A 26,114-nucleotide genomic window follows, 5' to 3' on the forward strand; every position below is an offset into this window, starting at 1 on the left:
TTAGTTCAATCTAATAATGGAATTATCTTTAATTAAATAAAAGTTTCCATTTCTAACTATTGGCCTTGAGATTCTGTTTCTTGTAATATTTAATATTTCTATCACTTTTCCGTTTTCCAAATTTATTATTAATAGCTTGCCTTGATTTGTACTTAAATAAATTTCTTTACCATTAGATATAAAACCTATTGGCTTTAATCTTTTCTTTTTTTTTACATTAGAATTATCGTATAGTTTGGTAATTCTAACTATATTTCCATTGTCTTTATCTAAAACATACAGATAACCTTGATCTGAAATTGTAAATAAAAAATTTTTAATTAATAAAGGTTTTAAATAAGAATTTATAGATTGTTCCCATTTAGTTTTTCCAGTTTCTACATTTAAAGCATAAAACTTATCTTTATTATTTGATACATATAATGATTCATTATCAATTATTAATTCAGAAATTTTTAAATCCATTATTTCCTCAATAATATTAGATCGAAAAGTATTTTTTTGCCATTTGAGTTTTCCATCTTCTAAATTTAATGAATTAATTTCACCTATAGAATTGACAAAAATTACTGATTGATCTTTAATAACAATTGATAAATTTTTAAATGAATTGACAAAAGGTTTTTCTGTCTTGTAACTCCATAATTCATCTCCGCTTTTTATTGAAAAACATCTTAATATGTTATCAGCATCAACTATAAATATGAGATCATTGAAAATTTTTATTTGAGAATTAAACGGAGACTTATTTACTTTTAACCAATTTACTTCACCTGTATTAACATTTAAAGAATAATATTTAGATAAGTTATCAGATACAATTAATGAATTTTTATATTTATATAAATTTATTAGAGGATTAAGTTTCTTTTCATTTTTTGAATAAATATTTTTTTTCCAAATCAAATTAGAATTTTCTTCAAATTTTAGGATAGAACCTTTGTCATCAAAAAAAAATATATTGTTTTTATCAAAAACTAACTCTGTATCAGTTAAATGATAGTTTTCAATTTTTGAGAACCTATATTCCGATTGTTTATCAAAATTTATGTTAAAGTTAATAAAATTATCATTATTATCTAAATAATTATATTTTTTAAAATCTTTTTCAGATAGTGATAATTCTAAATTTAAATTAGTGTTGAATTCTTTAGGGTCATTGTTAACTTTTTCAAACACAGGTTTAAATAATAAACTTCTTTTCTTTATTTCTTCATCTTTTGACCAAAAACCAGTTGAGTCATTAAAAGAACAGTTGGATAAAAATAAATATATTATTAAAATTTTAAAAATTTTAATCACTCAGATCTCTTCTCAATCTTTTTTCAGTTTGAATTCTTATATCGGGATTTGCGTTTTCTAAGTTTGATATTTGATCAAAAAATTCTTTAGCTTTTTGTTTCTCACCCTTGGAATAAAAATATTCACCTAAAAGATATAAGGAATGAGACTTCCAAACACTATTGGAATTATTAATGGGTTTTAATATTTCCAATAGTTCGGCTTCTTCAATATTGTCTGCATTAAATAAAGCTTTTTTATAAATGACAAGATTTTCTATTTCATCATCTAAAGGAGTGTGGTTAATTAAAATATCAAAGTATTGATTAATTTGACCTTTATCCTCGATTAAACCATTATCAATTATAAAGTATAATGCTAAAGGAGAGTATGTTGGATTTTTCTCTTTTATTACATTTATTAAACCAGTTAAAATCTTACTGTTATTTTCTTTATTATAACCAATAGTTAAAGAATTAAATTCATCTGAAACACTAATCCTATCTCTTTTTTTGTACTCTCCATAACCAAAAAAAAGCAATAGTAAAACCACAATTGAAATAATTATGGTCAATATCCTTGATTTATTATTTACAAGAAAATTTTTTATTTTTTCATTTCTTGTGTTTGCATCAATTAATGCTGTTTCTTCATCCATATTTAAATCATATTTCTTAAAACATACTGCAAAATTCCACCATTCTTATAATATTCTAATTCATTCTTGGTGTCTATTCTGCATAGGGTATCTATAATCTTGCTTTCACCTGAAGCATATTTAATTTCAACTTTAATCTTATCTGATGGGTTAATTCCTTTTTCAAGCTCAACGACGCTTATTAGTTCAGAACCAATTAGATTTAATTTTTTTCGATCAAATCCCTCTAAAAACTGAAGTGGAAGAACACCCATACCAATTAAATTTGATCTATGTATTCTTTCAAAACTTTCTGCTATCACAGCTTTTATACCTAACAATTTAGTACCCTTTGCTGCCCAATCTCTTGAGGATCCAGTTCCATACTCTTTGCCTCCTATGACAACAAGATCAGTATCTCTTTTTTTATACTCAACAACAGCATCATATATTGGCATTACCTTTTCCTCAGGATAGAGTTTTGTAAATCCACCTTCTGTTCCAGGTGCCATTTCATTTCTAATTCTAATGTTTGCAAAAGTTCCTCTCATCATTACCTCGTGATTTCCTCTTCTTGAACCATATGAATTAAAATCTTTTTGCTGTATCTGATGTTTCATAAAATATTCCCCAGTAGGACTATCTTTTTGAATATTTCCAGCTGGAGAAATATGATCTGTAGTAACCATGTCACCTAAAATCAATAATGGTCTTGCATCTTTAATAGCTTTAAATCCCTCAGGCTTATCAGATAGATTTTCAAAGAATGGTGGTTTTTTGACATAAGTTGAACCATCATCCCAATTATAAATATCACTTTTCTCTGTATTGATTTCTTGCCATTGTTTTGGACCTTCAGAAACATTTGAATATCTTTTAACAAACATTTCTGCATTAAGAGAAGATTTCAATGTATCTTCTATTTCTTTATTAGATGGCCAGATATCTTTTAAATAAACATCATTACCATCTTTGTCTTTACCAAAAGAATCTTTATAAAGATCAAATTCCATATGTCCTGCTAAAGCATATGCAACAACCAAAGGTGGTGAGGCCAAATAATTCGCTTTAATGTGAGGAGATATTCTTCCCTCAAAATTTCTATTTCCAGATAATACTGAAACTGCATATAAATTTTCTTTTTGAATAGCACTTACAATATTATCCGCCAACGGACCAGAGTTGCCAATACAAGTTGTACATCCATAACCTACTAAATTAAATCCTAATTGGTCAAGAAAAGTATTTAAACCTGCCTTTTCCAAATAATCAGTTACAACTTGTGAACCTGGTGCTAATGAAGTTTTTACCCAAGGTTTTACATTTAAACCTTTTTCAACAGCTTTTTTTGCGAGTAAACCAGCTCCAATTAAAACACTTGGATTAGATGTATTAGTGCATGAAGTAATTGCAGCAATTAATATTGAACCATCTTTTATTTCATAATCTGTATTATCTACTTTGGAAGTTTTTTGTGTATTATTATTTGTTGCTTCCTCAAATACTTTTTTGAAACTTGATGATGCTTCTGTTAATAAAACTTTATCTTGAGGACGTTTTGGTCCTGAAATTGTTGGAACAATTGTTGACATGTCCAGTGAAACTTTGTCAGTAAATTCTATTTGATCACTTGCCCACAGTCCTTGTTCCTTAGCATAGTCTTCAACAATTTTTACAGTTTCTTTATTTCTTCCAGAAAATTCTAAATATTTTAAAGTTTCTTCATCAATTGGGAAAAAGCCACAAGTAGCACCATATTCTGGTGCCATGTTAGCAATAGTTGCTCTATCTGCTAAAGTTAAATTTTTTAAACCTGATCCATAAAACTCAACAAATTTACCAACAACACCTTTGTCTCGTAACATTTTTACAACTGTTAAAACTAAATCGGTAGCAGTTGTGCCTTCAGGCATTTTATTAGTTACTTCAAATCCAACAACTTCGGGAATTAACATTGAAATAGGTTGCCCCAACATACCTGCTTCTGCTTCAATTCCTCCTACTCCCCATCCTAAAACTGATAATCCATTCACCATTGTTGTATGACTATCCGTTCCAACAAGGGTGTCTGGAAAAATATATTTGTCTCCTTTGTATTCTTCTGACCAAACAACTTTTGATAAATACTCTAAATTTACTTGGTGACAAATTCCGGTACCTGGTGGAACAATCCTAAAGTTATCAAATGCACTTTGTCCCCACTTTAAAAAAGAATATCTTTCACCATTTCTTTGAAATTCAATATCAACATTTTTTTCAAAAGAATCTGATTTTGCAGATTGATCAACTTGAACAGAATGATCAATAACTAAATCCACTGCCGAAAGAGGATTGATTGTGCTAGGATCTTTGTCTTTTTCTTTCACCGCTTCTCTCATAGCAGCTAAATCTGCTACAGCTGGAATGCCTGTATAATCTTGTAAAAGAACTCTTGCAGGTCGATACGCAATTTCAGTTTTAGATTTTTTATCTTTTAACCAATTTTTAATTGCTTCAATTTGATTTTTTGTAACAGATAAATCGTCTTCATATCTTAGTAAATTTTCTAGAAGAACCTTAATTGATTTTGGTAATTTTGATATTCCTTCAAGACCATTTTCTTCTGCTTTCTTTAATGAAAAGTACTTATAATTTTGATTATTAATCTGAATTTCTGAGAGTGAGTTGTAAGAGTTTTTTGTTCCTGGTTTCATAGTTTTATATATAAAAAGTTATTATGCTTAGTAAAAGAAGCCCTGACATAACATAATTAAAGTATTTTATAAATTTCTCATTTGTCGCGAATTTCCTTAAAAATTTACCAATAAATGTCCATAAAGTAATACTGGTAGAGGAGAATAAAAAGGCAAGTAATACAACTTGAGTCGCATAATTTAAATAATTTTCTCCTAACTCTACATAGGTTGATACAACAATTATACCGACCATCACTCCTTTTGGATTTAAGTATTGAAATAAAAATGTTTCTATAAATTTTACTGGATTATCTTTTTTAATTTCATCTGATGCTGTAGAAGAGGCAATTTTATAAGCTAAATAAATTAAAAATAACGTTCCAAGGTATTTAATTATCTCTTGAATAATTGGAAATAATTTAAAAATATTAATCAAACCAATAGTCAAAAATAAAACTAATGATGTAAATCCCAGAGTTACACCTAAAATATGAGGAATTGTTTTTGTTACACCGAAGTTAAACCCTGAATAAGATGCAACAACATTATTCGGGCCTGGAGTGTATGCTGCTACAAACCAAAATAAGCTTATAGATAAAATTTCTGGATGCATTTTAAGCTATAGGTAAACCATTCTCTGCTTTTTGTGATGGATGTAAAAGAGTTACTTTGCCTTCATCATCAATTGAACCTAAAAGTAAAAATTGAGATTTAATTCCAGCAATATTCTTTTCTGGAAAATTACATACTCCAATTACTTGTTTTCCAACTAAATTTTCAGAATTATAATAATGTGTTATTTGTGCTGAAGATGTTCTTACTCCAATTTCTTTTCCAAAATCGACTTCTACTACTAATGAAGGTTTTCTAGCCTTTTCATTTTTTTTTACTGACAAAACTGTCCCAAGTCTAATATCTAATTTTTCATAAACATCGTAGGTTATTTGAGGTTTCATAATAATTATGTATAATTAATTTTTACTATGGCTATAGATAACAATTTATATGAAAAATCAATCAAGATCTTAACTGATCTAATAGGTTTTCAAACTGTTTCTGGAACAGATAATAGTGAATTAATTAATTATTGTGAAAAAATTCTTAATGATCTTGGTATTGAAACTTTCAAAGTTTTTGATGATGAAGAAAAAAGGGTAAATTTATTTGGCACTTTAAAAGCAAAAAAAACTAATGGTAAAAAACCTATAATTTTATCTGGACATACAGATGTTGTTCCTGTTTCAAAAGGATGGTCATCAGATCCATTTACAGCAACAATAAAAAATGAAAAATTATATGGAAGAGGATCTTGTGATATGAAAGGATTTATTGCTTGCACATTGGCTTTCGCTCCTGTCTTTAAAGAGAGTAATTTAGATCGCGATATACATTTTTGTTATACATTTGATGAAGAAACAGCATGTATTGGTGCTCCTTTATTAATTAAAGAACTTAAGAAAAGAGATATCAAAAATGGAATTTGTATTATTGGTGAACCAACAAATATGAAAATTATTGATGCTCATAAAGGGATGAATGAATACACAGTTCATTTTGGTGGACTTGCGGGTCACAGTTCAAAACCTCATATAGGTGTTAATGCAATTGAATATGCATCGAGATATATAAATAAACTTTTAGAATTAAGACAAGAATTAATTAAAAGAGCACCTAAAGACTGTATCTTTGATCCACCTCACTCTACTTTATCTATAGGAGGTATATCAGGAGGAATAGCACATAATGTTATCGCTGATAAATGCAAAGTTGAATGGGAAACAAGACCTGTAAATAAAGCCGATGGAGATTTTGTAACTAAAGAGATAGAAAAATTTGTAAGTGAAAAACTTTTGCCCGATATGAAAAAAGTTTTCCCTAATTCATATATAAAGAAAGAAATTATTGGGGAAGTTGTAGGTTTTGAAAAATTAGATGAGTCTGAGGCATGTGAGTTCGTAGCATCTATAACAGGCGATAATTCAAGAGAAGTTGTATCATTTGGAACAGAAGCTGGTCTTTTTCAAGAAGTTGGAATTAGCACAGTTGTTTGTGGACCAGGTTCAATTGAACAAGCACATAAAATAGATGAATTTATCGAACTAAATGAACTAAAGAAATGTCTAAATTTTTTAGATGGAATAAAAAATAAATCTATTAATTAATTCCAACCACCTACTGCTTTAACTTCTAAAAATTCTTCCAAACCAAGTTCTCCAGCTTCTCGACCAATACCAGAATGTTTATAACCGCCAAAAGGTGCATCAACTGCAATTCCTGCACCATTAACATCAACCATTCCTGAACGAAGTTTTCTTGCAACTCTTTTAACTTTTTCTGGATCTTGTGTTTGAATATAATTTGTTAGTCCATAAGGAGTATCATTTGCAATTTTAATTGCTTCCTCTTCATTTTCAAAAGGCATAACAGATAGAACTGGTCCAAAAATTTCAGTTCTTGCTACCTCCATATTATTATTTACATCAGCAAAAACTGTTGGTTTAACAAAATAACCTTTTTCTAAACCATCAGGTTTTCCAACTCCACCTGCAACTAATTTTGCTCCTTCATCAATCCCTTTTTGAATAAGAGTTTGAATTTTATTATATTGAGTTTCTGAAATAACAGGCCCTATATGTTCACCTTCTTTTTTAGGATCACCTACTTCAAAATTTTCAGCATACTTCTTGAGTCTTTCTACAGCTTCATTATACATTGATTTTTCAACAAGCATTCTTGTTGGAGCATTACATGATTGACCAGAATTTCTAAAACATCTTAAAGCTCCTCTTTCAATTGCTTCTGGATCTGCATCTTTAAAAATAATATTTGCACCTTTGCCACCAAGTTCTAAGCTTACTCTTTTAAAATCTTTTGCTGCATTTTGGGAAATTAAAGCTCCTGCTCTAGTTGATCCGGTAAATGAGATCATGTTTACATCAGGGTGTGCAGTTAATGCATTTCCTGTTGTGGCACCATCTCCATTTACTAAATTAAATACTCCTGCTGGAAATTTAACTTCATCTATGAGTTCAGCAAGTATCATTGATGATAATGGTGCTAATTCTGATGGTTTTAAAATCATTGTACAACCAGATGCAAGTGCAGGTACAACTTTTAAACATACTTGATTCATTGGCCAATTCCACGGTGTAATTAAAGTACAAACACCTTTTGGCTCATAAAGAATTCTTTGATTTGGAGCATGTTCACCTAATGGTTTTTCAAACTCAAAATTTTTTAAATATCTTATAAAAGATTTAATATGAGCGGCACCTGTTCCAGCTTGTAGTTTTGTTGAAAAATCTTTTGGTGCTCCCATCTCCATAGTAATTGCTTCAGCAATATCAGCCCATCTTTTTTTATAAAGTTCATATAGTTTTTCCAATAAACTAATTCTTTCCTCTTTTGAGCTAAAAGCCCAAGTCTCAAAAGCTTTTTTTGCAGCACCCACTGCAGCATCCACATCTTTTTGATTTCCTAAAGATATCACTGCACAGTTTTCTTCTGTTGCAGGATCTATTACTTTAATTTCTTCAGAACTACTTGGTTTTACCCACTGCCCATTGATATAAAAATCTTTTTTATCTAACATGATTTAAAACTATCCTTTCATTATGTTTTTGCAAATAAATTTGTTAATTCGTAGACTATTGTTGCAGCGGCAAGAGAGGTAACTTCTGCATGATCGTAAGCTGGTGAAACTTCTACAACATCAGCTGAAACTAAATTTAATCCTGATAAACCTCTTAGAACATTTACCATTTCTCTGGTTGTCATTCCTGCAATCTCAGGAGTACCAGTTCCTGGTGCAAAAGCTGGATCTAAAACATCAATATCAATTGATAAATAAAGAGGATTATCACCTACTCTTTTTCTTATTTTTTCAGCAATTTTATCTGTGCCTTCTGTTTGAAATTCATCACAGTGAATAATTTTAAATCCAAAACTTTCATCATTTTTAATGTCATCCCTACTATAAAGAGGCCCTCTTATTCCAACATGCATTGAAGCATCATCTAAAAATAAACCTTCTTCTCTTGCTCTTCTAAACGGAGTTCCATGAGTATAAGGCGCTCCAAAGTAAGTATCCCAAGTATCTAAATGAGCATCAAAATGAACTAAAGATACTGGTCCATTCATTTTCTTGTTTATTGCTCTTAATAATGGAACTGCAATCGTATGATCACCACCTAAACTGATAATTCCACCAACTTTATTCAATAAATCTGTAGCACCAACTTCTATTTGTTTTATAGCCTCATCAATACTAAATGGATTGCATGCAATATCTCCAGCATCGGCTACTTGTTGAATTTTAAATGGTTCAACATCATAACTTGGATGATAATTGGTTCTTAAATGTCTTGAAGCCTGACGAATACTTTGTGGTCCAAATCTAGCACCTGGTCTGTAGCTTGTTCCAGCATCAAAAGGAACTCCAACAATTGCAACATCACAACTTTCAACATCTCTTAACTCTGGTAATCTTGCAAATGTTGATGGTCCAGCATACCTTGGAACTTTAGTTCCACTAACTGGTTGAATAGGATTTTTATTTTTCTCTTTTTTCATTAATTAAGCCTACCACATTCTTTTAAATTGGAATATCTTCAATTATCAAAATTATGAGGTTAATTAAATCTTTTTTTATATTAATACTTTTGTGTTTTTCTACTCAAGCAAACACGATCTATGAGCTCATAAAAATACCAAATCTTGAAATCTATAATATAAAAAATGAAAATAAATTAAGGTATTTGTATGCTAAGCAACCTTTCACTATTGGTGTGGATAACAATATAAATTGTTTTAATTCATCTAAAGAAGACTTAGATGAAAAATATATACTCATTAAGAAAAATCTAGACAGGTATTCAAAAGAATTTTTAAAAAAAATAAATTTAAAATACATTGTTCTTTGTGAAGATTTATCTATTTCTGGAATAAACACAGCTGGAATTCCAGATAATGTAATGAAAACTTTGATTATCGATATTAAGTTTAATCAAAAATACTTTGAAAGAGTTATTCATCATGAGGTTTTCCATATAATTAATGATAGTTATAAAAACTTATTTAATTACGGTGATTGGTCAAAATTCAACAATAATGACTTTAATTATGCAGAATGTTCTACATGTACTGAAAAACTTGGACTAGATACTTATTCGAAAACAAATGGATTTATTACAGAATATTCTCAATCAACAGCATCTGAGGATATGGCAGAAGTGTTCTCACATATAATGATGGGATTAATTCCAAATAATGATGATCAAATATTAAAAAATAAAATTAAGTTTTTAAAATCTAAACTCCAAGAATTAGATAAAAATTTTAAATTATGATTAATAAGATCAAACCATCTAGATCTGAAAAGGTTATTTTTATATTTATCTTAACTTTAGCAACTTTCACCATAACTTCATTTTTTCTTTTAAAAAATAAATGTTTATTTATTGAAGATTTCAATCCAAAAAATTTAATATTTGATAACCCAGAAAATATAGCAGTGCTTAATATAGATTGTGGAAATGTGATTATAGAGCTTTATCCTGATCTCTCACCTAATTCTGTAGAAAGATTTAAAACTTTAATCAAATCTAAAGCTTATGATGATGTTGCTTTCCATAGAGTAATCAAAGATAAATTAGTTCAAGCAGGGGATATTGAATTTGGAAAACGAAATAATATTGATTATGGAAAAATTGGTTCAGGTAAATCTGGTTTAGGGACTTTAAATTCAGAGGTAGATAAAGATTTTAATTATAATGCTGGAAGCGTAGCGCTAGCAAGAAGTCAAAAATATAATACTGAGGACAGTCAATTTTTTATAACTTTGCAAGATGAACCTTTATATGAAGGTGAATACACACCAATAGGAAAAGTTTTATACGGATTAGAAACATTAAGAACAATTAAGTACTTAGATAAATCTGTATATGTTCTCAGACCAGATTTTATTAATTCATTAAGAATGTTAATTGACTAAAGGCTTACCAGTAGCAAGAGTGTGTTTTATTCTCTCTTGAGTTTTCTTAGTCTCTATAAGTCTCATGAAAGCATCTAACTCTAATTTAAATAAATCATCTTCTGTTAGAGTTTTTTCAACAGTTGTGTCTCCACCACTCAACACATATGCTAATTCTTTTGCAACCTCTAAACCGTGATCTAGTATAACTTTATCATTGTAAAGTTTTTCTAAAATCTTATTCATTTCACCTCTAACACTCTCTCCTGGTAAGTTAAATTTCAATTCCTCGGTTGGAATGAAATCTTTATTTTCTTCTATAATCTTTTTTGAAACCTCAAGTAAACTGTTTCTATTCATTATAGTTTTATCCTCAGGTCTTAGGTATTTCATAGGAACTGCTTCAACAGGAGAAGTTGCTGTTTTTCCATATCCAATAATATCAAAGACTTTTAAAGGGGCATAATTTGGATCTTTTTTAGCTTCTTTAGTTTCAGACCACCTTGCCAACATTTCTTTACAACCGCCTCCAGCAGGTATCAAACCTACAATAGTTTCAACTAAACCAATCACAATATTAGTATGAGAAGCTACAAAATTACTTTGAACTAAAACTTCAAATCCACCTCCTAAAGTTAATCCTGATGGAGCAGAGATAACTGGATATTTTGAGTATTTTAAGTGCTTACATGTATCTTGAAAATACTTAATAAACTTTTCAATAGACTTAAAATCTCCTTTGTCAGCAAAATCCATTGTATAAGTTAAATTTACACCTGCAGAAAACTGCATACTTTCATTAATGATTATTAAGGGTTTGTCGGTAGCTTTTTTTAAAGCATCCATTGAATCGTAATCCAATGCATTAGCTTTGGTAGTGAACTCAACTATATTGTAATCTTTAAATCTATAAATTTGTGCTGAACTATTCCCATCAACACTTTGGGCTTTTCTTTTAACTTTTCCAACAGTTTCAATATTTGTGTATTTTTGTCTTTCTCCATAAAATTTTTCATCTTTGGTTTTTGACAATTCCTCTAAAAATTTATTTCCCTTAAATTCATCAATTTTGCTAAAGAAGTTTTCAACTCCTATTTCTTCTAACATTTCAAAGGGGCCTTTAGCCCAATTAAATCCTAGCCTCATCGCTTCATCAATATCGTTAAAATCTTTTGTAATTTCTGGAACGAGAGATGAAGCATATTTAATTATTTTTGATAAAACAGACCATGCATACTCCCCATATTTGTCGCCTCTATTTATTAAAGCGTTAAGATCAACCTTGTCTGATTTAACATCAATTTTTTTACTTGGTGAATATTCTCCAGTTTCTAAATTCAAAGCTTCTAAAACTTTTGATCCGCCTTCTTTATTTATTCTATAAAAACCACCCTTACCTTTTCTTCCTGTGTACCCGGTATCAATAAGTTTTTTAACTAATGGAATTTCTTGAGCTACAATATGAAATTTATCTGTTTGTGGAAGTTCCTTAATAAAGCTTTTTAAAACATCGGCCATTAAATCTATACCAATCAAATCATATAAACCGAAAACTCCAGTTTTTGGTATTCCCATTGGTCTTCCAAAAATTGCATCTGCTTCCTCAACGGACAGCTTCATTTTAAAAGCTTCTGTCATAGCAATTTGCATTGCATAAACGCCTACTCTATTTCCTAAAAACCCTGGGGTATCATTACAAACAATTGCTCCTTTCCCTAATTCAACTTCACAAAATTCTTTTAAACTATTAATTTTATCTAAATCATTATTTTCATTTTTAACTATTTCTAATAAGCCCATATATCTCACTGGATTGAAAAAGTGAGTTATACAAAAGTCCTTCTTTTCTTTATCAGTGAGATTTTCAGATAAAACTTTAATTGGTATTGAAGAAGTATTCGATGAAACTATTGCTCCATCCTTTCTAGCTTTAAATATCTTTTCATAAATTTGATGTTTAATATCAATTCTTTCAACAACAGCTTCTACTATCCAATCAGCATCTTTAACTACATCAAAGTTATCGTTTATATTTCCAACTTTAATATTGTTTACTTTAGACTTATCAATAAGTAATGGTGGTCTAGATTTGTGAATTCTTTCTCTAGCGTTTGAAGATATTTCTGTAGTTAAATCTAATAAAGTAACAGGAACGTTTGCATTACATAAATGGGCTGCTATCCCACTTCCCATTGTACCTGAACCAATGACAACGACATTCTTTATTTTCATAAAATGAAAAACTTGTTAATGATTAATTCCTCTGAGTCTTTCTGATCTTCTTCTTAATAACTCAGCTGTAACCAAAATTAAAGTAGATAAAATAATCAAACAGGTTGCAACCGCTAATATAGTTGGGCTCAACTGTTCTCTTAAACCTGTCCACATTTGAATTGGGATAGTTGTGTTTTCTAATCCAGCTAAGAATAAAACAACAACAACTTCATCGAATGATGTCACAAATGCAAATAATCCTCCAGAAATTACTCCTGGGAGAATTAATGGTAATGTAATTTTCATGAATGTGTGAACGGGATCACTTCCTAAGCTTGCAGCAGCTCTTGTAACACTATGATCAAAACCTGATAGCGTTGCTGTTACTGTAATTACTACAAATGGTGTCCCTAAAATAATATGTGCTAAAATTATTCCAGTATGCGTTGCTGCTAATCCAGCTTTTGCCATAAAGAAAAATATTGCAACACCTGAAATAATTAATGGAACAATCATTGGAGAAATTAATACAGCCATTATCAAACCTTTATAAGGCATATGTCTACTGCTCAATCCCAATGCTGCAACTGTTCCAAGTATTACTGACCCTATTGTTGCAAAAATTGCAATTATAAAACTATTTTTAGCAGCTAATCCCCAAGGATTTTTAGTTCCATAAATCATATCTTTGTACCATCTTAGTGAAAAAGCATCTGGATCTAGACGTTTCATACCGTCTGAAAAACTTAAAAACTCTTCAGCGTTAAATGATAATGGAAATATTACAAATAAAGGTGCAATTAAGAAAAAGAAAACTGCTCCACAAATTGTAAGATAAATATAATGCCAAATTCGATAATGCGGTTCGGTATATTTTGGTAAAGCCATCTTATTTATCCTAATTTAATATTATCAATTCCAACTATTTTATTGTACAGCCAGTAAATAACTAAAACCCCAGTTAACAACATTAAGCCCATCGCAGAAGCAAAGCTCCAATCGAGTGTGCTCTTCATATGAAAGGCAATTTGATTACTTATTAAAGTACCAGATGCGCCACCAACTAAAGCTGGTGTTATGTAATATCCAATCGCTAAAATAAACACTAATAAACATCCTGCTCCAATTCCTGGGATTGTTAAAGGAAAGTACACTTTCCAGAATGCTACAAAAGGTGTTCCACCCAATGATTTTCCAGCTCTCATTAAACTTGGCGAGATAGTTTTCATCACACTGTAAAGTGGTAAAACCATAAATGGCAATAAGATCTGTGTCATTGCAACATAACTTCCTGTTTTATTGTACATCATCTCAGGTCTGTTATCGTCATCCACTAGCCCTATTCCAACAAAGAAATCATTTACTACCCCTTGCTGTTGTAACAAAATCATCCAACTGGCTGTTCTTACAAGTAGTGATGTCCAAAACGGAAGCAGTACGCAGATCATCAGCAAGTTACTGTACTTCATTGGTAAAGTAGCTAGCAAATGAGCTATTGGGTAAGCCATTAAGAAACAAAATACTGTTACAAAAAAAGCAATTTCTAAAGTTCTTAACCACAAGACTCTATGAATTCTTCTATCTTCTTCAACACTTACAATTTTTCCTTCTTCATTTTTATACATATCCATAGCTTTTAGATATTTTTGATTTGTAACTTCTGGTGCTCTTCTTTTAATTGCTCTCCAATAATCTACATCAGCCCACCTTTTATGAACTGACATTATTTGTTCTTTGTAGTTTCCTTCTTCAAATTTTTTAGAAGCTCTTCTTAATTTTTTAATGATACTTTTAAATCCATTTTTTGTGTAATTAAGTTGTGTTGAAAGTTTACCTTCACGCTTTTCATCAACTAATTTTATAAAATCTTCATGAAAGGCAGCAAATACTTCTTCATCAGGTAACTCTTGACCATCCCATGTTTCCATAGCTTTAAAAGTTTTTGGAAGCATTTGTGTTACCATTTTATCATCAACACTTCTCAACAACATATCACCTATTGGAAAAACGTAAGTGATAATTAAAAAAAATAATAAAGGAGCAACAAGTAAAAAAGCTTTTATCTTATTTTTTCTTTCAGCTTTTTTTAAACTTACTTCTAACGGTATTCCGTCTGTTGTTAAAATTTTATTTGTTTCTGAGCTCATAAATAAAAAGGGCGGTTATAAAACCGCCCTTTAATTATATTATAAATTTAAGTTCTATAAAACCTAAATTACAGACCAGCTTTCATTGCTTCCCATTTTTCACCAAGCTCTGTGCCGTTGTCAGCCCAGTAAATTGGATCAACTAAGAAGTAATTTTTAGTGTTCTGTGGTGCAGTAGGCATTTGTGGTACCATGTTTGTCTTACCATCTTTGTACCATGGCTCTCCTGCTTCCATAATTGCTATAGATGATTTTCTCCAAGGAGCATATGCAATGTATTTTGCACTACCAGCTAACATCTCTGTGCTAGTCATCATAGCTAAAGCTTTCTTAGCCATACCATTTGCATCGTTAGGTCCGCCTTTAACTTGTACGAAATATTCGTAGTCAAGACCTTGAGCGTCCCAAACTTGTTTGATTGGTGCACCTTCTCCAACTTCAGCGTTGAAGAATCTACCATTCCAACCAGTTGCCATTACTACTTCACCAGAAACTAGTAATTCAGGTGGTTGAGCACCAGCAGACCAGAATACACATCCACCTTTAGGGTCTGTGCAAAGTTCTTTGATCTTGTTCATTGCTCTTTCAACGCCTTTATCTGTACTTAATTCTTCATAGATGTTAGCGCCACCTTTTCCTGGTTTAACACCATCTGCTGCTAAAGCGATCTCTAAGTTTGTTAAAGCGCTTTTGTAGATAGCTCTTTTTCCAGGGAATTTTTTAGTGTTAAAGAAATCTTGGATAGTCTTTGGAGTGCCTTTAACGTTTTCAGTGTTATAAGCATAGTTCCAAGAATACAAGATGTTTCCTACAGCACACTTACTTGGCATTGCAGTAAAGAAATCTTCACTTGCAGGAGTTCCATCTGGAGCTGCTGGGAAGTCTTTGTCAAAATCGAATTCAACAAATAAACCTTCGTCACATCCATTGATAGTATCCATTGCAAATACGTCGATTATATCCCACGTAATTTTGCCAGCTTCTTTTTGTGCTTTGATTTCTGATAATCCACCTGAGTAGTCAACCCAAGCAATGTTAATGCCTAGTTTTTTAGCAGTTGGATCACCATAACCTAACTTTTGAGACTCAGTGTAAGCTCCACCCCATGATACAGCTGTTACAGTTGTAGCGAAAGCTGAAGTAGTTACAGAAAGTACAAAAGAAAGTGCTAGTAATATCTTACTAATTGTTTTCATTTTTCCTCCGTTTAAACGTTTAAAAACAAAATTAAAACAATTTCAAAGAGAAGTGTCAACAGCCCTTTTTGGCTGATTGTTAACAATATATGGTATGTTTATTTTGGGTCTAACGCTCTAGCGTCTTCACTATTCCAGCCGATCTTAATCTCATTTCCAAGCTTGATATCGAGATTAGATGATGAATTTGGCACCTTAAGAATAAATTCTGGGTTACCTAAAAGATTAATTCTTACTCTAGTATGGTCTCCATGATAAATAACTTCCTCAATTTTACCATTATGAACATTATCCATCTTATCAGAAGGATTAATCAAAGCTCTTTCTGGTCTTAATGAAACAGTAGTTCTATCACCTTTTGATTTCACAGAAATTGGATTAGCTAGGATTTCTGCATTATTTAGTTTAACTTTACATTTATCTTTAGAAATATCTGAGACTTCACCTGCAAAAGTATTGTTCTCTCCAATAAATTCTGCAACAAAAGAGTTCACAGGTTTTTCATATAACTCATCAGGACTTGATAACTGTTGAACTTTACCATCATTAAAAACTGCAATCCTGTTTGACATGGTTAAAGCTTCACTTTGATCATGTGTTACGTAAACAACTGTTACTCCAATACTCTCGTGAATATGCTTAATTTCATATTGCATACTCTCTCTTAAATTTTTATCTAATGCACCAAGAGGTTCATCCATGAGTACAAGCTGAGGATCAAAAACTAATGATCTTGCAACAGCTACCCTTTGTTGTTGACCACCCGATAATTGTCCTGGCATTCTAGATGCAAAGCCTTGAAGAGAAACCATTGATAAAGCCTTATCAATTTTTTTATCTGCTTCATCCTTTGGAATTTTTCTTACTCTTAAAGGGAAAGCTAAGTTTTCATAAACAGTCATATGAGGAAACAATGCATAGTTTTGAAAAACCATTCCAATTCCTCTTTTGTGGGGAGGTATACTTGAAATACCTTTTCCATCTAAATAAATTTCCCCATTAGTTGGTGTTTCAAATCCAGCCAACATCATCAAGCAAGTTGTTTTACCAGAACCAGATGGCCCAAGCATTGTTATAAACTCACCTTCAGCGATATCTAAATTAAGACCTTTTACTACTAAGACTTTACCGTCATAGCTTTTGTCTACATTTTCAAATTTAACGAATTCTTTATTACTACCCATAAACCAGCGTATTTAAATCATTTGTAAAAATAAATTTCAACCCCTAAGTTTAGCTCTTTATTCTAAGTTCTTTAGGAAAATCATAAAATAATTCTGCACCCTTATCAGTAACTCTTATCGATTCAGAGGCTTCTACTCCCCAATTTCCAAACTGCATTACTGCTATCATGTGAAAAGTTACATTTGGTTTTAACTCAGTCATGTCACCTTTGGAAATATTTAAAGTATGTTCTCCCCAATCTGGTGGATAGCCAATTCCAATTGAATAGCCTGTTCTTGATGTTTTTTCGATACCATACTTATCTAATATTTTCCAAAATGCTTGCGCAACATCATCTGCAGTATTTCCTGCTTTAGTTGCATCAATACCTGCTTGTAATGCTTCAATTGTTTTATTCATCGTATCAATTTTTAATTGATCTGGCTTACCTAACAAAACAGTTCTAGCCATTGGACAATGGTATTTTTTGTGTGTCCCAGCTATTTCAATGATAGTAGCTTCTCCTTCTACAAATTTATCTTCTGTCCATGTTAAATGAGAAGCTGATGTTCCTTTGCCCGTTGGTAGCATTGGAACAATTGATGCATAATCACCACCAAACTCTGGTGTGCCCTTAATTAATGTTGAATATATTTGAGAAACAGCATCACACTGTCTTACACCCGGATTAATTGCTTCCATTGCTTTTTCCATTCCTAGTTTTGTAATTTCAGCTGCAGATTTCATCAATTTTATTTCAGCATCAGATTTAACTACTCTCACCCAATTAACCAATCTTTCACAGTCTTTAATCTTAGCATTTGGTAAACCATTTTTTATCTTCTCATAACAGTAAGCTGTAAAATAATGACTATCCATCTCTAGACCAATAGAAAGCTTATCCCATTTCTTTTCTTTAATTAGATCAACTAATGCATCGTATGGATGTAATGGCCAAGTATGAATATATTTTTCATTATATTTAATAATATTTTCATCTTTCAAATATGTTTTTATATAAGCGCCTCCAGCATCTTGATCCCTTACAAAACAAATAGGTTCATCACAGTTAACATGGACAATTACACATTGAGCATAATAGAAAGACCATGCATCATAACCACTTAGATAATTCATATTGGATGGGTCTTGAGAAATTAAAAGTTCAATGCCTTTATTCTGCATCAATGATTGGACTTTTTTTAATCTATTTTTATATTCTTCTTTTGTAAAATTCATATTTAATTTTTAAATAATCTTCCAAATCCTTCAATATTATTATTTGAATTAATGAGTTCTAAACAATCCCAAATCAAAGCTTGGTTACTAGTTATAACAGGTTTGTTTAATTCTTTTTCTAAGTCATTAATTAATGAGAGCACTGGTAAAGCAGTACATGATACAAATAATGCATCACTTTTAGATAAATCAATTTTTTTTAAAACACTAAATAGATAATTGGAATCTACTTTTCCAATATCTAAATCAGAAGCTATATCAAAATAATTCATATCATTAATTTTAAAATTTTCTTTGTTAAAAAAATCAGCAACTGAGTCATTTATTTCAGATGTATAAGGAGTGAAGATAGACAAATTTTTTATACCTAGTTTTTTCATCCCTTTTATTGCTGCAGTAATTGGTGTTGATACTTTTGTATTTGGTTTTGCCTTATTTACTTTTTCAAAAATTGAGTCATAACCTGCTGCTATCGAACCAGATGTACACCCATAAGCTACACAATCTAATTTCTGATCAGGTAAAATTTCTTTTGTAACATCTGTAATGTCATCAGCCATTTTTTTTAAGGTTTCATTTGTAAGTGGATTGTAGCACTTAATTCGATTACAAAATAAATCTATATCTTTTCCGTAAATTAAATTATTGAAATCTTTTTCAATTCGAAAATCACTCGCTAATGTTATTAACCCAATTCTTGGATTGGGTTTTGAATTAAACTTTGGGTCTATTTTATTAAGTTCCATAGATGAATACTATTATTATTGATTTTAATTTCCAATAAAATAAATAAGAGATCATGAATTATAAAGATTTCAAATTTTTAAGTTTTGATTGTTACGGAACTTTAATTGATTGGGAATCTGGAATTTGGAATGCATTTCAACCAATTATACTCTTTAATAATAGAAATGATTTGACTAGAGAAAAAGTTTTAAGAAATTTTGCATTATTAGAATCTGAACAACAAAAACAAACTCCATCAATGTTGTATTCTGAAATCTTATTTAATGTTCATAAAAAATTTACTAAAGAAAATGAATTAAAAACAACAGAGGAGCTTGATAAAAACTTTGGTAACTCAGTTCCTTATTGGCCAGCATTTGCTGATAGTGCTGATGCTTTGAGATTACTTAAATCAAAATTTAAATTAATAATTCTTTCAAATGTAAATGTGAGTGGCTTTACTGCTTCTAATAGATGGTTAGGAGTTGAATTTGATGAAATTTATACTGCAGAACATGTTGGATCTTACAAGCCAAATCCAAGTAACTTTGAATATATGTTTGATAATTTAAAAAAAGCACATGGTGCTGAAAAAAAAGATATTCTTCACGTTGCTCAAAGCCTTTTTCACGATCATGTACCAGCAAAAGAATTTAACATGAGCACTGTATGGATTGATCGACAAAATCTAAGTAAAGGTGGTAATTGGGGTGCTACTAAAGTTGTTGAAAACCAACCTAAACCAGATGTTATTTTTGAAGATTTAATTTCTTTTGCTAATAAAGCTACTAGCTAATCAATAACCTAGTTTTTTATCAATTAAATTATTTAACTCTTTATTTTCCAAAAATAACTTCAGATTTTCAAAAAAAATATCTAAAACCATTTCTACATAATTTCCCTCACTATCAGAAGAAACATGAGGGGTAATTATCAAATTAGGTGTATCCCAAAGCTCAGATTCTTTAGGTATAGGTTCTTGAGAAAACACATCCAATATCGCACCGGCTATTTCATTATTTTTTAATTTTTCACACAGAGCTTTATAATCTAAAACTGTTTCTCTTCCTATATTCACTATTCCACAAGAAGGTTTTAACATATCTAATCTTTTTTTATCTATCAGACCTATCGTTTCATTTGTTTGTGGAACAGCTAAATAAAGAAAATCAGCTACAGGCAAAACTTCATCTATTTTGTCGAAAGTAATCACTTTAGAACATCCATCTACAGATCTACCTTTTCTATTAACCCCTATTACCTCAACATCTAATTTTGCAATATGTTTGATCATTGATCCCCCAAGAGAACCTGTTCCAACTACAATAACTTTTTTTCCCGCTATTGGTTTACTGAGTAAAGATATAAATTCCTTATTTTTTTGATTTGTAACAATTTTTGTTATGTGGCTTTGAAGCATCAAGATACTCATCAAACCAAATTCTCCTGCTTTTTTTGCATGCACTCCACTGCTGTTTGTTAAAACACATTTTTCACTCATCCAGTCAAAAGGATATAAATGATTTACACCAGCTGAAATAACATGAATCCATTTCAAGTTTGGAGCGATATTTTTTATCTCTTTTGTTGGAAAGTTCCATCCTAATAAAATATCGGAATTACTTAATGATGACTCAAAATTATCATCATCCCAATCAATTAAATATTCTATTTTATCTTTAACCTCAGGAAATACCTTCAATTTTTTTTCAAAAATTTCTTTTGTAATTGTATTATTTATTTCACCTTCTAAATCACATGGTAACGAACCAGCTTTCCAGTGATTATTTCTTATGTGAATCTTAATTTTTTTGTCTGTCAAATAGTTCTCACTTTTTTATTTCATATATTCTTAAATTATTATAAAGTCTAATTAAAGAAGACACATAACTCGTCGTGTAATTTTTGTTTCATTTACGAAAGTGGGATCGGTTTTCTTAAATTTAATTATTTAAGGAGGTTAGAATGAAATTTGGATACTTTTGTAATACCACTAATTGGACAAAAAAACCTTACGAACAATTGCTAAAAGAAGCTCAAGAGATCACAGCATATTGTGATGAAAATAATTGGGATTCCATTTGGTATACAGAACATCATTTTAATCATGAAGGGATGGAATCTTGCACAAATCCTATAATGATGGGTGTTGATGCAGCTGCAAGAACAAAACAAATTAGAATTGGTCAAGCATGTAATGTGATTACTTTTCATAATCCAATAAGACTAGCTGAAGATATAGCTTTACTAGATCAACTTTCAAATGGAAGAGTTGAAGTTGGTATTGGAAGAGGTGTTTATGGAAGAGAAGCAGTAAATATGAATAAAGAAGCTGATTTAAAAGATCAGGCTAAGAATTTTAGATTGTTTGAAGAAACTCTTACAATTATGAAAAAAGCTTGGACAGAAGAATTTTTTAATCATCAAGGAGAGTTTTACACATACCCATCACCAAACTTTGTTTGGCAACATGATATGAGTCCACCAAATGAAAAATTTCTAGATACTAAAACTAATGAGATTAAAAAGATTAGTGTAGTTCCTAAACCAAAACAAAATCCTCACCCACCTATTTGGCAAGTTGTGGATGGTGCAAGATCAATTGAATGGGCCGCACAAAATGGTTTAAATACAATAATGTGGATACCAACAGTAAAAGCTTTAAAGAAAAGATTTGAAATTTATCGAGATGCAAAATCAAAAGCTGAAAATAGAGAAGTGCCTTTAGGTGAAGGAATATCCTTAGTAAGAGACATGTTTGTAGCTGAAACAATGGAAGAGGCTGAAAAAATGGCTGGTGAACATATAATTAATTATATGAAATGGGTTTGTCATTGGAGAGGTCTTGGTAATCACATGGATCCTGGAGAAGAATTACCTGAGACTAAACATAAATTAGATTTACTTAATTATGATTTTTTACATAAAAGAAATCTATTATTTGGTACTCCAGAGTATGTTGTTAATAAAATTAATGAACTTCAATCTGAATTAAATCTTCAAAATTTACAAGTATGGTCAAACTTTCCAGGTATTGATCATGAAGCTTGTATGAGAAGTATTAAGTTATTTAATGATGAAGTTATTCCAAAAATTAATTTAGACACCTCAAGTCTTGAAAGAGCAAGTTAATGAAACTTGAATTAAGAAAATTTACAAAATTTGTTGATAAAACTTTTATTGAAGGTGGTAAAGAAGCAAAAGAACCAGTCCTTTTAGTTTCAGTTGCCGCTGTATTTAAAAACCCATGGGATGGACAAGGCTTCGTAGAAGATCTAAAGCCTGTTATTTTAGATCTAGCACCAAAGTTAGGTGATCTATTGGTGCCAGAATTAATTAAAGAAATTGGATCTCCAGAAAAAATTTTAGCATATGGTAAAGCAGGTATTGTTGGTTTGAATGGTGAAATTGAGCACGCATCAGCATTTATTCACACATTAAGATTTGGAAATAAATTTAGAGATGCAGTTGGTGGTACTTCTTATTTAAGTTTTACTAACACGAGAGGTCCTGCAGGATCAAAAATTTCAATTCCAATGATGCACAAAACAGACTCGGGACTTAGACCATATTATTTAACTCATGAGTTCACTATTCATGATGCTCCATTTGATAACGAAATAGTAATTGCTATAGGAGGTGCATCAACTGGCAGAGCTCATGCTAGAACTGGTGATCGTTATCAAGATATGAAAGAAATGGGATTAGATCCTAAATAAAAATGTCAAAATCTAATTTTGATAATAATCAAAATTATTTTAATTTTATCGATAATAAAACTATTCCTTTAGTTTTTGTTCATGGTGTTGGATTGGATCACAAAATGTGGAATTCTCAAATTAAATCATTCTTAAATTTTTCTACACTTACTTATGATCTATTAGGTCATGGCAAAACAAATTTTGAAAAAGACAATGTAACCTTGGATGATTTTTCCAATCAATTGTTATCGATTTTAGATTTTTTAAAAATTGAAAAAATAAATTTAGTAGGATTTTCTCTAGGCTCATTAATTGCCTTAGATTTTGCATCAAAATTTGATAAAAAAATTAACTCTCTCACACTAATTGGGACGACCTACAAAAGAACTGATGAACAAAGAAAAATGGTTATTGATAGATATAACCAAGCAAAACTCAACAAACCAATTTCAAAGCAAGCATTAAAAAGGTGGTTTAGTGATAAATATTTAAATGAACATCCTGAAACTTATGATGAATTTATGCAAATTTTAAACAAGAATCCTAATGATCATAAGAATTTTTTAAAATCATATAATTTATTTGCAAATCATGTTGATGACATTGAAAAAATCAAAAAAATTAATTGTAGAACTTTAGTCATGACAGGCTCAAATGATCCTGGATCAACTCCATTAATGTCTAAGGAATTATCTAATGATCTTGCTAATGCAAGATTTATTGAAATTCCTGATGGAAAACATCTTTGTAGTATAGAATGTGCAGATATAGTAAATAAGAATATAAATAAATTTATAGAAAATTAAATGTCAGAAATTCCGCATTTTAAAATGTTCATCAATGGAGAATGGGTAAACTCTTCATCAAATAAAAAAATAGAAACCCTAAATCCAGAAAACAATGAAGTTTGGGCTACAGTACCAGAAGCAAATGAGCAAGATGTTGATCACGCAGTTAAATCTGCTCAAAAAGCATTTGATAATTCTTGGAGCACTTTGCATCCAAGAGAAAGAGCTAAGTATTTAAGATTGATCGCTGATCAATTAAGAAATAACGCTGAACACCTTGGAAAAATTGAGACTGTAGATACTGGCAAGCTTTATAGAGAAACAAAAACTCAAGCTAATTATATAGCTGAATATTATGATTATTTCGCAGGTCTTGCAGATAAAGTTGAAGGGACAGTAGTTCCAATTGATAAACCAGATATGCAAGTAACAACAACTCGTATTCCTATAGGTGTTGTGGCTGCTATTATTCCATGGAATTCTCAAATGCTTTTAACTGCAGTAAAACTAGCACCAGCATTAGCGATGGGAAACACTGTGGTTATAAAAGCCTCTGAACTAGCACCTGTAACTTTGCTGGAGTTTGCAAAACTTGTAGAGAAAACAGGAATACCAAAAGGAGTTATTAATGTAATTACAGGACTAGGTGAACCATGCGGTAAAGCTATTACGACTCATGATCTGGTAGAAAGAATTGCATTTACAGGCGGACCTGAAACGGCAAAACATATTGTAAAAAATTCCTCTGAAAATTTATCTCAAGTAAGCTTAGAGTTGGGAGGAAAAAGCCCAGTAGCTGTATTTGATGATGCTGATCAAGAAAATGCTCTTAATGGAATTACTGCAGGTATATTTGGAGCTAGCGGACAAAGTTGTATAGCTGGATCAAGATTGTATCTCCATGAAAAAATTTATGATGAGTTTTTAAATAAATTAATTGATAAAGCAAAAAAAATTAAATTGGGTGGACCTATGGAACCTGATACACAAATGGGTCCTCTTAACAGCTATAAACAATTAGAAACTATTGAAAAAAATATCAAAGCTACAATAGATCAAGGTGGAAAAATAAAGTGTGGTGGAGAAAGATCATCAATTTCAAATAAAGGATATTATTTCCCTGCAACGATTATTGAATGTGAAAATCATAATCTCCCTACAGCTGAAAATGAGTTATTTGGACCAATTTTATCTGTTATGAAATTCAAAACTGAAGGTGAAGTAATAAAACTTATGAATGATAATAAATACGGATTATCTTCTGGAGTTTATACTTCAAATTTAGCAAGAAGTATGAGAGTTTCAAAATTAATAAGAGCAGGTATAGTTTTTGTAAATACTTACAGACTTATCTCACCGATGGCTCCATTTGGTGGAATAAAAGATAGTGGTTACGGAAAAGAAGCAGGAATTGAATCAATTAAAGACTACACACGAATAAAAACTACTTGGTACAATTCATCTGATAAGCCGATGGCTGATCCATTTACAATGGGATAAAATTTTGCCAATTAAACATCTTTTAATCTTATTATTTATAATGATTGCACATGGAAGTGCTTTTCCTGTTGCAAAACTAGCCTTAAATAATTCTGTACCTCCAATATTAATGGCTTCTCTTAGAATGGGATTAGTATTAATTATTTTAATTCCATTTTGGAAATTTAAGTTACCTCCAAAAAAATACTTAAACTCTTTACTGATCTTTTCAATTTCAATGGGTGTTATGGTTTATGTTTTTATGAATCTTTCGTTATATAATTCTTCAATTATTTCACCTATAATTTTAGGATCTCAGCTAGCAATACCATTTGGAATAATTACAAGTGCAATAATATTAGATGAAAACATTAGTATGAAAAAATGGCTTTTAATTTTTTCTTCATTTATAGGAATATTGATTATTTTTTTTGATCCTGCATTAGTAGATAACTTTTTAGGATTATTTTTTGCAAGTTTAATGGCTCTTTTTTTTGGATTAGCTCAAGTTTATTCGCGACAATTAAAAGAGTTAGATACTAGTATGATTAACGCTTTTACAGGTTTGTTTGGATTTTTTTTATTAATGCTAGTTTCTTTCTTAGTTGAAGGAGACACCTTTAATAATTTAAAATCAATTAATTTAGACTCATGGTTATTGATATCTTATCAGGCAATTATTGTTTCATTATGTGCGCATTTACTAATGTTTTACCTGTATAAATTTTACACTGTTGGAAAAATTTTTCCGTTCTATTCATTATTCCCCATATTTGGGATTTTACTCAGTTATCTTATTTTTGGAGAAATTCCTTCTTTTCTATTTGCTATAGGTGGCATTATAGTGATTGCGTCAGTGATTTTACTTCAAAAAGTAAGGTAATTTGCTTATTGAA

General features: G+C 30.5%; 24 protein-coding genes. 9 read left to right on the forward strand and 15 right to left on the reverse strand.

Going from position 1 to position 26,114, the window contains the following annotated elements; genetic code table 11:
• The 5 genes from ACTT9D_RS00445 to ACTT9D_RS00465 are packed head-to-tail and all read right to left on the reverse strand — an operon-like array spanning nucleotide 1 to nucleotide 5,549.
• Complete coding sequence (locus tag ACTT9D_RS00445; protein WP_440929940.1) at nucleotides 1–1,302, reverse strand: outer membrane protein assembly factor BamB family protein; 1,302 nt, start codon at nucleotides 1,300–1,302, stop codon at nucleotides 1–3.
• Nucleotides 1,295–1,939: a hypothetical protein gene (locus tag ACTT9D_RS00450; protein WP_440929941.1), complete on the reverse strand. Its 645-nt coding sequence runs from the start codon at nucleotides 1,937–1,939 to the stop codon at nucleotides 1,295–1,297. Before ACTT9D_RS00450 ends, ACTT9D_RS00445 begins: the two co-directional genes overlap by 8 nt.
• Nucleotides 1,940–1,941: 2 nt before the next feature.
• Entirely contained in the window at nucleotides 1,942–4,611 is a 2,670-nt protein-coding gene (gene acnA, locus ACTT9D_RS00455) for an aconitate hydratase AcnA (RefSeq protein WP_440929942.1), read from the reverse strand.
• A 4-nt stretch (nucleotides 4,612–4,615) separates the two neighbouring features.
• A complete protein-coding gene (locus tag ACTT9D_RS00460) occupies nucleotides 4,616–5,206 on the reverse strand; it encodes a LysE family translocator (protein ID WP_440929943.1) in 591 nt (196 codons plus the stop codon).
• Between the two features lies 1 nt (nucleotide 5,207).
• Entirely contained in the window at nucleotides 5,208–5,549 is a 342-nt protein-coding gene (locus tag ACTT9D_RS00465) for a tRNA-binding protein (protein WP_440929944.1), read from the reverse strand.
• Between the two features lie 27 nt (nucleotides 5,550–5,576).
• On the opposite strand from ACTT9D_RS00465, the gene argE reads away from it, so the two are divergent.
• Nucleotides 5,577–6,755: an acetylornithine deacetylase gene (gene argE / locus ACTT9D_RS00470; RefSeq protein ID WP_440929945.1), complete on the forward strand. Its 1,179-nt coding sequence runs from the start codon at nucleotides 5,577–5,579 to the stop codon at nucleotides 6,753–6,755.
• Here the strand turns inward: argE and ACTT9D_RS00475 are convergent.
• Together ACTT9D_RS00475 and speB are read right to left on the reverse strand one after the other, a co-directional pair.
• Nucleotides 6,752–8,185, reverse strand: coding sequence for an aldehyde dehydrogenase family protein (locus ACTT9D_RS00475; protein WP_440929946.1), 1,434 nt, complete (start codon nucleotides 8,183–8,185; stop codon nucleotides 6,752–6,754). The genes argE and ACTT9D_RS00475 overlap by 4 nt on opposite strands.
• 20 nt (nucleotides 8,186–8,205) lie before the next feature.
• Nucleotides 8,206–9,165, reverse strand: a complete 960-nt coding sequence (speB, locus tag ACTT9D_RS00480) for an agmatinase (RefSeq protein ID WP_440929947.1) — start codon at nucleotides 9,163–9,165, stop codon at nucleotides 8,206–8,208.
• A 53-nt stretch (nucleotides 9,166–9,218) separates the two neighbouring features.
• On the opposite strand from speB, the gene ACTT9D_RS00485 reads away from it, so the two are divergent.
• Both ACTT9D_RS00485 and ACTT9D_RS00490 read left to right on the forward strand, forming a co-directional pair.
• Complete coding sequence (locus ACTT9D_RS00485; protein ID WP_440929948.1) at nucleotides 9,219–9,941, forward strand: putative zinc-binding metallopeptidase; 723 nt, start codon at nucleotides 9,219–9,221, stop codon at nucleotides 9,939–9,941.
• Complete coding sequence (locus tag ACTT9D_RS00490) at nucleotides 9,938–10,585, forward strand: peptidylprolyl isomerase (protein WP_440929949.1); 648 nt, start codon at nucleotides 9,938–9,940, stop codon at nucleotides 10,583–10,585. Before ACTT9D_RS00485 ends, ACTT9D_RS00490 begins: the two co-directional genes overlap by 4 nt.
• On the opposite strand, the gene ACTT9D_RS00495 is transcribed toward ACTT9D_RS00490, so the two are convergent.
• The 7 genes from ACTT9D_RS00495 to ACTT9D_RS00525 all read right to left on the reverse strand — a co-directional run bounded on the left by ACTT9D_RS00495 (nucleotide 10,574) and on the right by ACTT9D_RS00525 (nucleotide 19,270).
• A complete protein-coding gene (locus tag ACTT9D_RS00495; protein WP_440929950.1) occupies nucleotides 10,574–12,796 on the reverse strand; it encodes a 3-hydroxyacyl-CoA dehydrogenase NAD-binding domain-containing protein in 2,223 nt (740 codons plus the stop codon). The two genes, ACTT9D_RS00490 and ACTT9D_RS00495, sit on opposite strands and share 12 nt — an antisense overlap.
• A gap of 15 nt (nucleotides 12,797–12,811) precedes the next feature.
• Complete coding sequence (locus ACTT9D_RS00500) at nucleotides 12,812–13,666, reverse strand: ABC transporter permease (protein WP_014953556.1); 855 nt, start codon at nucleotides 13,664–13,666, stop codon at nucleotides 12,812–12,814.
• A gap of 5 nt (nucleotides 13,667–13,671) precedes the next feature.
• Nucleotides 13,672–14,925: an ABC transporter permease gene (locus tag ACTT9D_RS00505; RefSeq protein WP_440929951.1), complete on the reverse strand. Its 1,254-nt coding sequence runs from the start codon at nucleotides 14,923–14,925 to the stop codon at nucleotides 13,672–13,674.
• Nucleotides 14,926–14,993: 68 nt separating this feature from the next.
• A complete protein-coding gene (locus tag ACTT9D_RS00510) occupies nucleotides 14,994–16,121 on the reverse strand; it encodes an extracellular solute-binding protein (protein ID WP_440929952.1) in 1,128 nt (375 codons plus the stop codon).
• Nucleotides 16,122–16,219: 98 nt separating this feature from the next.
• Entirely contained in the window at nucleotides 16,220–17,305 is a 1,086-nt protein-coding gene (locus tag ACTT9D_RS00515) for an ABC transporter ATP-binding protein (RefSeq protein WP_014953559.1), read from the reverse strand.
• A gap of 49 nt (nucleotides 17,306–17,354) precedes the next feature.
• The gene (locus tag ACTT9D_RS00520; protein ID WP_440929953.1) at nucleotides 17,355–18,524 is read right to left on the reverse strand and encodes a M24 family metallopeptidase; all 1,170 of its coding nucleotides are present in this window, start codon (nucleotides 18,522–18,524) and stop codon (nucleotides 17,355–17,357) included.
• 2 nt (nucleotides 18,525–18,526) lie between these two features.
• Nucleotides 18,527–19,270 (reverse strand): maleate cis-trans isomerase family protein, encoded by a 744-nt coding sequence (locus ACTT9D_RS00525; protein WP_440929954.1) that lies wholly within the window; start codon nucleotides 19,268–19,270, stop codon nucleotides 18,527–18,529.
• Nucleotides 19,271–19,323: 53 nt separating this feature from the next.
• Here ACTT9D_RS00525 and ACTT9D_RS00530 point away from each other — a divergent pair, with 53 nt between their 5' ends.
• Nucleotides 19,324–20,046 (forward strand): haloacid dehalogenase type II, encoded by a 723-nt coding sequence (locus tag ACTT9D_RS00530; RefSeq protein WP_440929955.1) that lies wholly within the window; start codon nucleotides 19,324–19,326, stop codon nucleotides 20,044–20,046.
• Here the strand turns inward: ACTT9D_RS00530 and ACTT9D_RS00535 are convergent, their stop codons facing one another.
• On the reverse strand, nucleotides 20,047–21,072 hold the full coding sequence (locus ACTT9D_RS00535) for a D-2-hydroxyacid dehydrogenase (RefSeq protein ID WP_440929956.1): 1,026 nt from the start codon (nucleotides 21,070–21,072) through the stop codon (nucleotides 20,047–20,049). It lies immediately after the preceding gene.
• A 143-nt stretch (nucleotides 21,073–21,215) separates the two neighbouring features.
• On the opposite strand from ACTT9D_RS00535, the gene ACTT9D_RS00540 reads away from it, so the two are divergent.
• The 5 genes from ACTT9D_RS00540 to ACTT9D_RS00560 are packed head-to-tail and all read left to right on the forward strand — an operon-like array spanning nucleotide 21,216 to nucleotide 26,101.
• Nucleotides 21,216–22,382, forward strand: a complete 1,167-nt coding sequence (locus tag ACTT9D_RS00540) for an LLM class flavin-dependent oxidoreductase (RefSeq protein ID WP_440929957.1) — start codon at nucleotides 21,216–21,218, stop codon at nucleotides 22,380–22,382.
• The gene (locus ACTT9D_RS00545; RefSeq protein ID WP_440929958.1) at nucleotides 22,382–22,969 is read left to right on the forward strand and encodes an amino acid synthesis family protein; all 588 of its coding nucleotides are present in this window, start codon (nucleotides 22,382–22,384) and stop codon (nucleotides 22,967–22,969) included. Before ACTT9D_RS00540 ends, ACTT9D_RS00545 begins: the two co-directional genes overlap by 1 nt.
• 2 nt (nucleotides 22,970–22,971) lie before the next feature.
• On the forward strand, nucleotides 22,972–23,757 hold the full coding sequence (locus ACTT9D_RS00550; protein WP_440929959.1) for an alpha/beta fold hydrolase: 786 nt from the start codon (nucleotides 22,972–22,974) through the stop codon (nucleotides 23,755–23,757).
• Complete coding sequence (locus ACTT9D_RS00555; protein WP_440929960.1) at nucleotides 23,758–25,239, forward strand: aldehyde dehydrogenase; 1,482 nt, start codon at nucleotides 23,758–23,760, stop codon at nucleotides 25,237–25,239.
• 4 nt (nucleotides 25,240–25,243) lie between these two features.
• On the forward strand, nucleotides 25,244–26,101 hold the full coding sequence (locus tag ACTT9D_RS00560; protein WP_440929961.1) for a DMT family transporter: 858 nt from the start codon (nucleotides 25,244–25,246) through the stop codon (nucleotides 26,099–26,101).
• The last annotated feature ends 13 nt before the right edge of the window (nucleotides 26,102–26,114 follow it).

Source organism: Candidatus Pelagibacter sp., from assembly GCF_052049815.1.
Lineage (GTDB): Bacteria > Pseudomonadota > Alphaproteobacteria > Pelagibacterales > Pelagibacteraceae > Pelagibacter.

Coding starts and splice junctions, on each gene's coding strand:
- ACTT9D_RS00450 (WP_440929941.1), bottom strand. CDS start 1,939: ATGGATGAAGAAACAGCATTAATTGATGCAAACACAAGAAATGAAAAA.
- acnA (WP_440929942.1), bottom strand. CDS start 4,611: ATGAAACCAGGAACAAAAAACTCTTACAACTCACTCTCAGAAATTCAG.
- ACTT9D_RS00460 (WP_440929943.1), bottom strand. CDS start 5,206: ATGCATCCAGAAATTTTATCTATAAGCTTATTTTGGTTTGTAGCAGCA.
- ACTT9D_RS00465 (WP_440929944.1), bottom strand. CDS start 5,549: ATGAAACCTCAAATAACCTACGATGTTTATGAAAAATTAGATATTAGA.
- argE (WP_440929945.1), top strand. CDS start 5,577: ATGGCTATAGATAACAATTTATATGAAAAATCAATCAAGATCTTAACT.
- ACTT9D_RS00475 (WP_440929946.1), bottom strand. CDS start 8,185: ATGTTAGATAAAAAAGATTTTTATATCAATGGGCAGTGGGTAAAACCA.
- speB (WP_440929947.1), bottom strand. CDS start 9,165: ATGAAAAAAGAGAAAAATAAAAATCCTATTCAACCAGTTAGTGGAACT.
- ACTT9D_RS00485 (WP_440929948.1), top strand. CDS start 9,219: ATGAGGTTAATTAAATCTTTTTTTATATTAATACTTTTGTGTTTTTCT.
- ACTT9D_RS00490 (WP_440929949.1), top strand. CDS start 9,938: ATGATTAATAAGATCAAACCATCTAGATCTGAAAAGGTTATTTTTATA.
- ACTT9D_RS00495 (WP_440929950.1), bottom strand. CDS start 12,796: ATGAAAATAAAGAATGTCGTTGTCATTGGTTCAGGTACAATGGGAAGT.
- ACTT9D_RS00500 (WP_014953556.1), bottom strand. CDS start 13,666: ATGGCTTTACCAAAATATACCGAACCGCATTATCGAATTTGGCATTAT.
- ACTT9D_RS00505 (WP_440929951.1), bottom strand. CDS start 14,925: ATGAGCTCAGAAACAAATAAAATTTTAACAACAGACGGAATACCGTTA.
- ACTT9D_RS00510 (WP_440929952.1), bottom strand. CDS start 16,121: ATGAAAACAATTAGTAAGATATTACTAGCACTTTCTTTTGTACTTTCT.
- ACTT9D_RS00515 (WP_014953559.1), bottom strand. CDS start 17,305: ATGGGTAGTAATAAAGAATTCGTTAAATTTGAAAATGTAGACAAAAGC.
- ACTT9D_RS00520 (WP_440929953.1), bottom strand. CDS start 18,524: ATGAATTTTACAAAAGAAGAATATAAAAATAGATTAAAAAAAGTCCAA.
- ACTT9D_RS00525 (WP_440929954.1), bottom strand. CDS start 19,270: ATGGAACTTAATAAAATAGACCCAAAGTTTAATTCAAAACCCAATCCA.
- ACTT9D_RS00530 (WP_440929955.1), top strand. CDS start 19,324: ATGAATTATAAAGATTTCAAATTTTTAAGTTTTGATTGTTACGGAACT.
- ACTT9D_RS00540 (WP_440929957.1), top strand. CDS start 21,216: ATGAAATTTGGATACTTTTGTAATACCACTAATTGGACAAAAAAACCT.
- ACTT9D_RS00545 (WP_440929958.1), top strand. CDS start 22,382: ATGAAACTTGAATTAAGAAAATTTACAAAATTTGTTGATAAAACTTTT.
- ACTT9D_RS00550 (WP_440929959.1), top strand. CDS start 22,972: ATGTCAAAATCTAATTTTGATAATAATCAAAATTATTTTAATTTTATC.
- ACTT9D_RS00555 (WP_440929960.1), top strand. CDS start 23,758: ATGTCAGAAATTCCGCATTTTAAAATGTTCATCAATGGAGAATGGGTA.